The 11,081-nt window shown below is 60.7% G+C and carries 14 protein-coding genes and 1 pseudogene; 6 read left to right on the top strand and 9 right to left on the bottom strand.

Annotated elements, in window-relative coordinates; translation table 11 throughout:
• Window positions 1-99 precede the first annotated feature (99 nt).
• Complete coding sequence (locus J2T55_RS11615) at window positions 100-597, top strand: dihydrofolate reductase (protein ID WP_259057022.1); 498 nt, start codon at window positions 100-102, stop codon at window positions 595-597.
• A 25-nt stretch (window positions 598-622) separates the two neighbouring features.
• Here the strand turns inward: J2T55_RS11615 and J2T55_RS11610 are convergent, their stop codons facing one another.
• The 5 genes from J2T55_RS11610 to modA form a co-directional block, all read right to left on the bottom strand.
• Window positions 623-916: a DUF3175 domain-containing protein gene (locus tag J2T55_RS11610; protein ID WP_259057021.1), complete on the bottom strand. Its 294-nt coding sequence runs from the start codon at window positions 914-916 to the stop codon at window positions 623-625.
• A 31-nt stretch (window positions 917-947) separates the two neighbouring features.
• A complete protein-coding gene (locus J2T55_RS11605; RefSeq protein ID WP_259057018.1) occupies window positions 948-1,301 on the bottom strand; it encodes a DsrE family protein in 354 nt (117 codons plus the stop codon).
• Window positions 1,302-1,436: 135 nt separating this feature from the next.
• Window positions 1,437-2,567 carry an ABC transporter ATP-binding protein gene (locus J2T55_RS11600; RefSeq protein WP_259057015.1) on the bottom strand — a complete coding sequence of 377 codons (1,131 nt, stop codon included), beginning with the start codon at window positions 2,565-2,567 and terminating at the stop codon, window positions 1,437-1,439.
• Entirely contained in the window at window positions 2,557-3,225 is a 669-nt protein-coding gene (gene modB, locus J2T55_RS11595; protein ID WP_259057014.1) for a molybdate ABC transporter permease subunit, read from the bottom strand. Before modB ends, J2T55_RS11600 begins: the two co-directional genes overlap by 11 nt.
• 35 nt (window positions 3,226-3,260) lie before the next feature.
• A complete protein-coding gene (modA, locus tag J2T55_RS11590) occupies window positions 3,261-4,109 on the bottom strand; it encodes a molybdate ABC transporter substrate-binding protein (protein ID WP_259057005.1) in 849 nt (282 codons plus the stop codon).
• 45 nt (window positions 4,110-4,154) lie between these two features.
• Here modA and J2T55_RS11585 point away from each other — a divergent pair, with 45 nt between their 5' ends.
• Complete coding sequence (locus J2T55_RS11585) at window positions 4,155-4,457, top strand: MGMT family protein (RefSeq protein ID WP_259057003.1); 303 nt, start codon at window positions 4,155-4,157, stop codon at window positions 4,455-4,457.
• A 68-nt stretch (window positions 4,458-4,525) separates the two neighbouring features.
• On the opposite strand, the gene J2T55_RS11580 is transcribed toward J2T55_RS11585, so the two are convergent.
• The 4 genes and pseudogenes from J2T55_RS11580 to J2T55_RS11565 form a co-directional block, all read right to left on the bottom strand.
• Window positions 4,526-5,362: a symmetrical bis(5'-nucleosyl)-tetraphosphatase gene (locus tag J2T55_RS11580; protein WP_259057000.1), complete on the bottom strand. Its 837-nt coding sequence runs from the start codon at window positions 5,360-5,362 to the stop codon at window positions 4,526-4,528.
• Between the two features lie 43 nt (window positions 5,363-5,405).
• Entirely contained in the window at window positions 5,406-5,789 is a 384-nt protein-coding gene (gene apaG / locus J2T55_RS11575) for a Co2+/Mg2+ efflux protein ApaG (RefSeq protein ID WP_259056998.1), read from the bottom strand.
• 167 nt (window positions 5,790-5,956) lie between these two features.
• Window positions 5,957-7,468, bottom strand: a pseudogene (locus J2T55_RS11570) (YifB family Mg chelatase-like AAA ATPase).
• A gap of 44 nt (window positions 7,469-7,512) precedes the next feature.
• A complete protein-coding gene (locus tag J2T55_RS11565) occupies window positions 7,513-7,767 on the bottom strand; it encodes an accessory factor UbiK family protein (protein ID WP_259056995.1) in 255 nt (84 codons plus the stop codon).
• 334 nt (window positions 7,768-8,101) lie between these two features.
• Between J2T55_RS11565 and J2T55_RS11560 the strand changes: the two genes are divergently transcribed.
• From J2T55_RS11560 to glnK (J2T55_RS11545), 4 genes are all read left to right on the top strand, one after another.
• A complete protein-coding gene (locus J2T55_RS11560) occupies window positions 8,102-8,815 on the top strand; it encodes a TorF family putative porin (protein WP_259056993.1) in 714 nt (237 codons plus the stop codon).
• An 82-nt stretch (window positions 8,816-8,897) separates the two neighbouring features.
• Window positions 8,898-9,236, top strand: a complete 339-nt coding sequence (gene glnK, locus J2T55_RS11555; protein WP_259056989.1) for a P-II family nitrogen regulator — start codon at window positions 8,898-8,900, stop codon at window positions 9,234-9,236.
• Between the two features lie 64 nt (window positions 9,237-9,300).
• Entirely contained in the window at window positions 9,301-10,560 is a 1,260-nt protein-coding gene (locus J2T55_RS11550) for an ammonium transporter (protein ID WP_259056982.1), read from the top strand.
• A 175-nt stretch (window positions 10,561-10,735) separates the two neighbouring features.
• On the top strand, window positions 10,736-11,074 hold the full coding sequence (glnK, locus tag J2T55_RS11545) for a P-II family nitrogen regulator (RefSeq protein WP_259056981.1): 339 nt from the start codon (window positions 10,736-10,738) through the stop codon (window positions 11,072-11,074).
• The last annotated feature ends 7 nt before the right edge of the window (window positions 11,075-11,081 follow it).

The raw sequence follows: 11,081 nt of genomic DNA, 5'->3' as shown, positions 1-11,081 counted from the left end.
GAGATACGAGATACGAGATACGAGATACGAGATACGAGATACGAGATACGAGATACGAGATACGAGATACGAGATACGAGATACGAGATACGAGAAGACATGAACCCACAGCCCTTTTTCTCGCTTGTCGTCGCCATGGACCGCAATCGCGCCATTGGCAACAACGGCGATCTGCCCTGGCACCAGCGTGCCGATCTGCAGCATTTCAAAACGATCACCATGGGCAAGCCCATCCTTATGGGGCGCAAAACGCACGACTCGATCGGCCGGGCATTGCCGGGGCGGCATAACATCGTTCTGACCCGGGATGAAAGTTATGAGCCGGTAGACGACTGCACGGTGGTGCACGATCTGGATGTCGCGCTGATGGTGGCTGACAGCGCCGAGATCATGATCATCGGCGGTGCGGACATTTTCGCGGCAACCTTGCCGCGCGCGCAGAAGATCTATCTGACCGAGATCCATGCCGAGGTCGAGGCGGATACCTTTTTCCCCGAATTTGATGATACTGAATGGCAGGAAGTCAGCCGCGAAGCGTATCCGGCCGACGAGCAGAATGATTACGCCTACAGCTTTGTCGAGCTGATCCGGCGCTGATGCACCGGACGCTTAGCGTTGGCGGCTAACGTTTCCGCGCCGGTCTGTCGTACAGGCGGCGTAGTTCATCCTTGGCCGTCTCGAGCTTCTGCCGCTCATCATCGGGCAGTTTCTTGCCGGCGCGGTTGATATAAAACGTTAGCATGGACATGGCGGAGCGGTAGGCGGCGTTCGCATCAGGTTTGGCTTGGTCAGCGGAACGCTTCAGCGATTCGGCAATTTTACGCGCGCTGCCTAGCGTAAAGACCCCGTCCTCGAGCTCGAGCGCCGAGCTGTTCCCGGTAACCTGTTGCGACCAGTTCTTGCGCTTGTTGGTCACGTTAATCGTTTGCCGCTCCCGCCGGCGCTGGCTAGAACGTAACGGCTTTGCAGTCCCCGCGCGACACCTCGGCATGATAATCGCCCATGCCGCCCATGCTGCAGTTGGTATGCAGCATGTCATCAGAAATACCGCGGACCTCGGCGCATGGCTTGCACACCATGACCGTGGCATTTGGGTGTGCCAGGACTTCCCTGAATTTCGGTGGCGGACCGAACGGGATCATTTTGTCGGCAGCACCGTCGACGGCAATGGTCACGGCGTCATGGAACAGCATGATCATGACCGTGTCGCCCTTTTCCAGCGCGGTGGCGGCAAAGATGAAGGGAATGGCGGCGCGGGTGGTGTCGCTGCCGCCCCAGGTGGTGGAAATCGCGTAGTGCATCAGGCCTCCTGCATGCGTGTGGTTACTGACAGTGTCGGGTTATTCGACAGACGTGTTGCAGGCGCGTTTGCCGGAACCGTTGCTGTGTTTACGTCAGCTTAGTCTCTATGCAGGAACGCGGCAAAGCCTGTTGTTTCATGCGGAAAAATTCAATGACTGATCGGCACGGTAATCCACCGGGTTCATGACGTGGATGCCTTCGGCCAGCAATGAAACCCGGATATCGGCACCGATACGGATGTCATTACGGCGCGCGGCATGGGTGCTGATCTGCAGCCTGAGCGGCTGTGCACCGCCCTGGCAGCGCATGGTGATCTCGGTTTGGGCGCCCAGTGGCACACATTCGGTCACGCGGCCGGTGACCGGGTTTTCGCGTTCGCCCAGTGACGGTCGGCCGCGGCGGTGTAGCAGGATGTCCGAATCGGGAATGAACCAGTCGACGTCGCTGCCTGTGGGCAGCGGTGGTGAGGTTGCCAGCTCGAGTTGCTGGTCGCCCCACCGCAGTCGTGGCTGGCCGTTTACTGTCAGCAGCCGGCCGTTAAAAACGTTGTTGTGACCGAGCAGGCGTGCGACCTGGGGACTGCGAGGGCGCCGGAACAGGCTGTCGGCGTGGTCGGTCTGCAGGGCGCGACCGTTGTGCAGCACACAGATGCGATCCGCCAGTGCGCTGGCCTCGTTCAGGTCGTGCGTGACGAGAATGATCGGTACCTCGATGCGCCGGCGCAGCCGGGCGAGTTCGTTCTGCAGGCGCTTGCGCGTCATCTGGTCGACCGCCGAGAATGGTTCGTCGAGCAGTAACACGCGCGGTTGCCGTGCCAGCGCCCGGGCGACGGCGACGCGTTGCTGCTGGCCGCCGGACAGTTCGTGCGGGTAACGATCCTCCAGGCCTTTCAGATGCACGGTCTCCAGCAGGCGCAGCGCCTCGGTTCGCTGTGCGGCAGCCGTGCCCTGGTCCATGGCAACGGTCAGGTTGTCGCGTACGGTCAGGTGCGGGAACAGCGCGTAGTTCTGGAACACCAGGCCGGCACGGCGTTGTTGCGGTGGGTGATCAATAGCAGCGCGTGTATCCAGCCAGACATCGTCGCGGCAATGGATGGTGCCGTATTGCGGCCGGTACAGCCCGGCGATGCTGCGCAGGACGGTGGTCTTGCCGCTGCCCGAGGGGCCGACCAGTGCCAGCAGTTCGCCGGCGCGCACGCTGATCTGCAGCGATAGGGGTATCGGCGCATTCTGGTGCAGCTGCAGGAACAGCCAGTCAGCGGACATGGAGCGGTTTCCGGCCGGTAAGACTGTAGACGATGCCAATGGCGGCGAACGAGGCGATCAGTAGTGTCAGTGACATCGTCGCGGCGGCGCTTTCGTCGAAGGCCTGCATGCGGTCATAGATGGCGATGGCGATCGTCCGGGTCTCGCCGTCGATGGCGCCGCCGACCATGAGAATGACGCCGAACTCACCGAGCGTGTGGATGAAGGTCAGGATCATGGCCGAGATGACGCCGGGCCAGATGAGTGGCAGCTCGATGCGCCAGAAGGTACGCCAGTGCGACAGACCCGAGCACCAGGCTGCTTCGCGAACGTACGGCGGTATCGACTCGAACGCACGCTGGATCGGTTGTACCGCGAACGGCAGGTTGAAGATCACCGAGGCGATGACGATGCCACTGAAACTGAAATTCAGACCACTGCCGGTGAGCGTGCGCCACAGCCAACCGGCCGGGTTGTCGTCGCTGAACAATACCAGCAAGTAAAAGCCGAGCACGGTTGGCGGCAGTACCAGCGGCAGGGCGACGGCGGCCTCGACAAAGCCGCGGCCGCGCATGGGCGTGGCAGCGAGCCAGCGGCCGAGCAGCAGACCGATCGGCAGCAGCAGGGCGCTGGCCCAGGCGGCCAGCTGCAGCGAGATATTGAGTGCGGTCCAGTCCATGCCTAGTGTCTTGGCCCTTGGTTCACGCGGCGCGGCTACTGTGCCGTTGCATCTTCGTCCGGCAGCACGAAGCCGTAACGGTTGAAGATCCGGCGTGCCGCCGCCGATTGCAGGTAGGCATAAAAGGCGCGCGCCGTGGTGCCGGCGTCTTTCAGCAACACCATACGCTGACGCAGCGGTTCATGGTATTTCGCCGGTATCAGCGCGTGGACGGAACGTTCGCGCAGCGGTGGTGCCAGTGCGAGCGAATAGGCAACCAGCCCGCCAATCGTGTTGCCCGATAGCGCGAACTGTGTTGCCTGGGAGACGTTTTCGCCGAGGATCAGCCGCGGCTGGATCGCCGACCAGAGTCCCCGCGATTGAAGGACCTGCCGGGCGGCGACGCCGTAGGGGGCGTGTTCGGGATTGGCGATCGCAAAGCGCAGCGGCAGACCACTTGCCAGCTGGCGGCCGAGGCCGACCAGATCGGGGTCGACCACGCTGGCGTTTTTTTCGGTGGCGATCATGGCGACACGGCCGATGGCGTACAAATCGCCCGCGTCACGGGTGTGCCCCTCACGGTACAGTGCCCTGACGTAGGCTTCATCGGCAGACAGGTAAACCTCGAACGGTGCCCCCTGGGCGATCTGGCGGCGGAAATTGCCGCTTGAACCGAAGTTGAGGCGTACGCGGCGGCCACTGGTCGCGGTAAAATCCTGCGCGATTTCCTCGAGCGCAAACTGCAGATCGGAAGCCGCGGCGACGATGGGCACGTCATCGGCCTGTACCGTTCCGGGCTGCAGTGCGAGCAGAGCGAGCAGCAATGCGGCGGTCAACAGTCGGTAAACGCTGTGCCCGTTATCGATACTGGCTTGCCGATAGCGTGCATAACAGTGCATGGTCATAATGGATATCGTCAGACTGGCATGGGACTAATGTGTGCACACCGATTGAATCATGAACAAATATACAGCCTGGTCCGTGCCATTCCAAAAGGTTGCGTCGCGACCTATGGCCAGATCGCCGCGCTTGCCGGGTTCCCGCGTCATGCCCGGCAGGTCGGCTATGCCCTGGCGGCACTGAACGACGATAGCGTGCCCTGGCATCGCGTGATCAACAGTCAGGGCGTCATCAGCGAGCGTGCCCGTCCCGGTGCTGTTGAATGGCAGCGTCTGCTGCTCGAAGACGAAGGTGTCGTATTCGATCACCGTGGTCGCGTGCCGTTAAAAAAATACCAGTGGCAGACGGATTGATGGTGGTTCTCAGCAAGCGGCTGACTGGTAAAGCGACCGGCCAGCTTCAATAGCGCTGCCGATCGTTATCAGTCATGTATGGCAGGCTGCCGTGACGGCACGCTGAATTCCTTTTCATCCTCCAGCCGCATGGCCGTCAGCGCGCCGCCCCAGACGCAGCCGGTATCCAGTGGAAAAACGTTGTAGGTCGAGTAGTCGTCCTGATACAGACGCAATGTTGACCAGTGACCGAAAACGATCTTCAGATCGCGACTGTGTCGCTGTTCGATTTCGAACCAGGGCTTCAGGCTGTGGTCCTGCGTGCCGGGCGGCCCTTTCTGTTCCAGCGCCAGGCGGCCGTCGATGTGACAGTAACGCATGCGGGTCAGCGCATTGACCGTGTAACGCCAGCGTTCCAGCCCTGTCAGCGCATCATCCCACTGATCGGGCTTGTTGCCGTAGATGTTTTTCAGGAAGTCGACGTGGCCGCTGCCGGCGAGAACGTCACTGACCTCGGCGGCACAGGTCTGCGCCCGGGCCAGGTCCCAGGCGGGTGGCAGGCCGGCGTGGGCCATGACATAGCCGAGTTCGGCGTCGTGGTGCAGCAGTGGCCGGTGGCGCAGCCAGTCCAGCAATAGCTCGCGGTCCGGCGCCGCCAGGATAGCCGCAAGCGTGTCCTTTTTTTTCGTCGCGGCATTGGCGCAGGCCACAGCCAGCAGATGCAGGTCATGATTGCCGAGCACCGTCACCGCCGTGTCGCCAAGCGCGTGCACAAAGCGCAGGGTTTCCAGTGACTCCGGACCACGGTTAATGATATCGCCGACAAACCACAGCCGGTCGTGGCTGTCATCGAATTCGATCAGGTCCAGTAGATCGAGCAGTTCCTGGTAACAGCCCTGCAGATCGCCAATGGCGTAAGTAGACATGGATTTCGTATCGTTTGCGTCGGGCGTCGCGTCCGGCCCGAAATTAATGAAGAATGTTGGGCGTGGACAGGTTGAATACCGGGATCGGTGCGTCGAAGTGCGTGCCGTCATCGGCCACCATTTGATAGCTGCCCTGCATGCAGCCCACCGGCGTTTCCAGCATGGCGGCGCTGGTGTAAGTGTAGGATTCGCCCGGCTGCAGATGCGGCTGTTCACCGACAACACCCTCGCCACGGACTTCCTGGACCTTGCTGTTGGCGTCGGTGATGACCCAGTGACGGGACAGGAGTTTGGCTGCGAGACTGCCCTGATTGATGATCGTTATCGTGTAGGCAAACACATAGCGATCCTGTTCCGGCCGGGATTGTTCCTCGACGTAGGTGGTTTCGACCTGGATTTCGATGGGGTTAGGGGTGTGGGCTTCCATGCCGGTTTTGTAACTGAATCACCATCCCGGCGCAAGCGCACAGTCCTTTGCCGGCCGTCATGCGCGACTCGCTGTGGCCGGCAGGGTACCTGGATGAATCGCCGACCCATCCAGGTGCGCGGCAATATTTTCGCGTGAATGATCGATCATCTTGATCGGTGCCTGTTTCATGACTGGCGCTCAAGCCGGCGATAGCCAATTGCCTCACCGATATGGCGGCTGTTGATGGCGTCGATGGCGTCGAGATCGGCGATCGTGCGGCTGACCTTGAGGATCCGGTGCATGGCGCGGGCCGACAGGCCAAAGCGGACCAGGGCGGTTTCCAGCAGTTCGCGACTGGCGTTATCCAGCGCACAGTCGCGGCTGACTTCCTGGTTGGTAAGCGCACTGTTGCACTTGCCGGCGCGCTGCTGCTGGCGGGCGCGGGCGTGTTCCACCTCGGTGCGTACCGTTTGGCTGTCGGCTTCGGCCGGCCGGTTGTCGCGGTCAAGCAGTTCGCTGCGCAGGTTGGGAACCTCGATGTGCAGATCAATACGGTCCAGCAGTGTTCCGGATAAGCGCTGGCGGTAGCGGCGTACCTGCTCCTCGGTGCAGTGGCAGCGGTCGCTGGGGTCGCCCAGGTAACCGCACGGGCACGGATTCATTGCCGCGACCAGCTGGAAGCGTGCCGGGAACGTCATCTGCTGCGCGGCCCGCGAGATCATGATATGGCCGGACTCCAACGGCTCGCGCAGCACTTCGAGCACGCGCCGGTCATATTCGGGCAATTCATCGAGAAACAGGACGCCGTTGTGGGCCAGCGATATCTCGCCGGGTCGCGGCTGACTGCCACCGCCGACCAGGGCTACCGCCGAGGCGGTGTGATGCGGGGCACGGAACGGCCGGCGTCGCCACTGGCCGGGCTGAAAACCGCGCGAACTGACCGAGGCGACGGCGGCGCTCTACAGTGCCTCGGTTTCACTTAATTCCGGCAACAGCCCCGGCAGGCGTTCGGCGAGCATGGTCTTGCCAGTGCCCGGCGGGCCGATGAACAGCAGGTTGTGACCGCCGGCAGCGGCAATGGTCAGTGCCCGTTTGGCATGCGATTGGCCCCGTACCTCGGCCAGATCCGGCGTCGGGCCGGCATCGTCGCTGTCGATGTCGGCGTGGCTCACTGCCGGCAGGGTTTCCATGCCCTGCAAGTGGGCACAGACAGCGAGCAAATGATCGGCGGCGTGGACGCTGGCGTCGCTGACCAGTGCCGCCTCGGCCGCGCTGGCCGCGGGCACGATCAGGGTGCGTCCAACCGTGCTGGCAGCACGCGCCGCCGGCAGACTGCCACGGATGCCACGCAATGCGCCGCGCAGCGACAGTTCACCCAGCAGCTCGGTATATTCCAGTGCCGCACGCGGTAATTGTTCCGAGGCGGCGAGAATGCCGACAGCGATCGCCAGATCGAAGCGGCCGCCTTCCTTGGGCAGATCGGCCGGTGCCAGGTTGACGGTAATGCGCTTGAGCGGAAACTCGAAGCGATTGGTCAGCAACGCGCTGCGTACGCGGTCCTTGCTTTCGCGGACCTCTGTCTCCGGCAGGCCGACGATGGACAGATTGGGCAAACCGCTGGTCAGGTGGACCTCGACGGTTACCAGCGGTGCTTCGATGCCGCACTGCGCGCGGCTGTAGACGGTAGCGACACTCATCCCTGTGTCCTCGCTGTGGCCGCCTTCCAGGCGACCGGGCTGGCTTATTGCGGGTCGTTTTGCTCGAGTTCGTCGAGGCGCCGGATCATCTCTTCCAGCCGCTCACGGGTGCGTGCCAGCAGTGCCGCCTGGACGTCGAATTCTTCCCGCGTGACCAGATCCATGCGGCTGAATGCCGCGTGCATGGCCTGGCGCAGTTGCTGTTCAAAATCGCTTTTCAGTTGGCGCATGTCGGCCGGCAGTGCCGACATGACGCCCTCGATCAGTTCGTCGATGGACGGGCGCTTGGTCTCTGTCATGGCAGCTCTTTCATCCGTTCCGTTACAAAGACGTGAGACTAACACGCCGGATGCAGACCGCAAGCCCGCTCCCGATGACTTTGGTGTTGCCGTGATTGGGTGCAGAAAGAGCACGTTAACAGTGCATGGCGCAAATCTACTGCACCAAAGACGTGCGTTGTATCCAGTCGTCGACGTTGTTTAGTTGCCACAAAAACCGAATAAATAATTTAACTTAATGATTAAAAAGGCTTTTCATGAAATGGCACGGAACGTGCGATGTATCAGCGCATCAAGAAACGGTTTCTTGGTTTTAGGTCATGGCAATACATCTATTTCAGAGGGGATTAACAGCATGAAAAATACTTCCAAGTGTCTCGTTGCCGGTGCGCTGGCCCTGTCCACGCCGATGGTCGCCCAGGCCGAGTCGCCGCATACTTTCAGCGCCAATGTCGGTCTATTTACCGATTACATGTTCCGCGGTATCTCGCAGACGTCGGGCAACCCGGCCGTGCAGGGTGGTTTCGACTATTCCTACGACACCGGCAGTTTTGCCGATCTGTATGCTGGCATCTGGGCCTCCAATATCGCCTTTGACGGTTCCGTCGAGGCGGACTACTACGGCGGTGCCACTGGTGAATTTGGCAACGGCATCAGCTGGGATGTCGGCGGCCTGTTTTACGACTATCCGGGCGGTGCGGGCAGCTCCGAGTACTTTGAAGCCTACGGTAGCCTGGGCTACACCTTTGCCGGTACGTATGAGCCGACGTTCGCTGTGGATTATGCCTATTCACCGGACTTCTTCGGTAATACCGGCGATGCCCACTGGATCAGCCCGTCGCTGGGCCTGTCGTTACCGCATGGTTTCGGTCTGAGCGCGAGTTACGGCTTCCAGGACGTCGATGATGGCGGTAATTACTCGACCTATAGCGTGGGTCTTTCCAAGGATGTCGGCATGTTCTCCGTGTCCCTGGACTGGATCGACACCTTTGACGAGGAAGAATTCTGTGCCGGCTTCCAGGATGACTGCGATGGCCGACTCGTTCTGGGTGTTTCCAGCAGCTTCTAAGCCAACCCATCAAGGAAACAGTTAAGACTCCGCCCTGCCGGGGCGGAGTCACTCTACCCAAGCAATCGGGAGGATTAATTCAATGAAACTGGTCTCAGCGATCATTAAACCCTTTAAGCTCGATGACGTGCGCGAGGCACTGTCGGAGATCGGAGTGCAGGGTATGACGGTGACCGAAACCAAGGGTTTCGGCCGCCAGAAGGGGCATACCGAGTTGTATCGTGGTGCCGAATATGTCGTCGACTTTCTTCCCAAGATGAAGCTCGAAGTCGCAATCGAGGATGCCAAGCTGGATGAGGTACTGGAAGCCATTACCTCGGCCTCCAAGACCGGCAAGATTGGCGACGGAAAAATCTTTGTATTCAGTCTCGAGCAGGCAGTACGCATCCGTACCGGAGAGACTGGCGATGCGGCGCTGTAACTGTCGCGCTTTTATCTCCAAACGTCTGTCGATTGCAATCTAGAAATCCGGGAGGAAACTAACAGTGGACGCAGTCAACTCAATTATCGAAGTTCAGTACGCGCTGGACACGTTCTATTTCCTGATGTGCGCGGCCCTGGTCATGTGGATGGCCGCCGGCTTCGCCATGCTGGAATCAGGTCTGGTGCGCTCGAAAAACACAACCGAAATTCTGACCAAGAATATCGCGCTGTATTCGGTTGCCAGTATCGTGTACATGTTCATGGGCTACAACGTCATGTACCCGGGCGAGGGTGTCAACTCGTTCTGGTCCGGCGTCAGCTTCTTCCTCGGTGGCGACAACACCGTTGAGGACGTGCTGGCCAGCGATGGCGACATTTATTACTCCAACCTGTCCGACTTCATGTTCCAGGTCGTGTTTGCAGCGGCGGCGATGTCGATCGTCTCCGGTGCTGTGGCCGAACGCATGAAGCTGTGGTCGTTCCTGCTGTTTGCGGTAGTCATGACCGCCTTCATCTACCCGCTGCAGGCCTACTGGAGCTGGGGTGGCGGTTTCCTGAGCGAGCTCGGTTATTCCGACTATGCCGGTTCCGGTATCGTCCACATGACCGGTGCAGTGGCAGCCCTGGCCGCGGTTATCGTGCTGGGCCCGCGCAAGGGCAAGTATGGCGCCGATGGCAAGATCAATGCCCTGCCGGGTGCCAACCTGCCGCTGGCGACTCTGGGTACCTTCATCCTGTGGATGGGCTGGTTCGGCTTTAATGGTGGTTCCGAGCTGGTGGTCTCCGATGTCTCCTCGGCCAATAACGTGGCGATGGTGTTCGTGAACACCAACCTGGCTGCCGCCGGTGGCTCCGTGGTCGCGCTGATGTTTGCCAAGATGCTGTATGGCAAGGCCGACCTGACCATGGCCCTTAACGGTGCACTGGCCGGTCTGGTGGCGATCACCGCGGATCCGCTGTCGCCGAGCCCGGGACTGGCGGTCATCGTCGGCGGTATCGGCGGTATCATCGTGGTGTTGTCCATCATCGGTCTCGACAAGCTGAAGATCGACGATCCGGTCGGTGCCATTTCGGTCCACGGTACCGCGGGTATCTGGGGCGTGCTCGCCGTGTTGCTGTCGAACGGTGAGGCGACGCTGTCGGCCCAGCTTATCGGCATCGTTTCCATCTTCGCCTTCGTCTTTATCATGAGCCTGATTTTCTGGGTCATCATCAAGGCGATCATGGGCATTCGCGTCAGCGAAGAGGAAGAAATGGAAGGTCTCGATATCACCGAGTGTGGTATGGAAGCCTACCCGGACTTCCAGCCGGCCTCCAAGTAAGCCGGTCAGAAGTCTGACAACAAGGGCGTCCCCGTCAGCGGGGGCGCCTTTTTTTATGTCCATGGGTCGGGTGGTTCCAGCCGGCCACAAAGGCGACTACAATCCACGGGCAAAGTAATACAAACTCGCCAGGTCTGCTGGCGCAAGCAATGTCGGGACTGGAGGCTATACCCCCATGAAGCTGATTACCGCAATCGTAAAACCGTTCAAGCTGGACGACGTGCGTGACGCCCTGTCGGAGGTCGGCGTCAAGGGACTCACGGTCACCGAGGTCAAAGGGTTCGGTCGCCAGAAAGGCCACACCGAGTTGTATCGCGGTGCCGAGTACGTCGTCGACTTTCTGCCGAAGGTCAAGATCGAACTCGCCATCGATGACGAGCGGGTTGACGCTGCCCTCGAGGCGATCTCCCAGGCCGCCAACACGGGCAAGATCGGCGACGGCAAGATTTTCGTGACTGCCCTGGAGCAGGCTGTCCGCATTCGTACCGGCGAAACCGGCTCCGAGGCCCTGTAAGCCCGGT

This window comes from Methylohalomonas lacus (assembly GCF_024808875.1).
Classification (GTDB): domain Bacteria; phylum Pseudomonadota; class Gammaproteobacteria; order Methylohalomonadales; family Methylohalomonadaceae; genus Methylohalomonas; species Methylohalomonas lacus.
The sequence above is the reverse complement of the archived record's forward strand: the minus strand, read 5'-3'. Positions and strand labels throughout refer to the sequence as shown.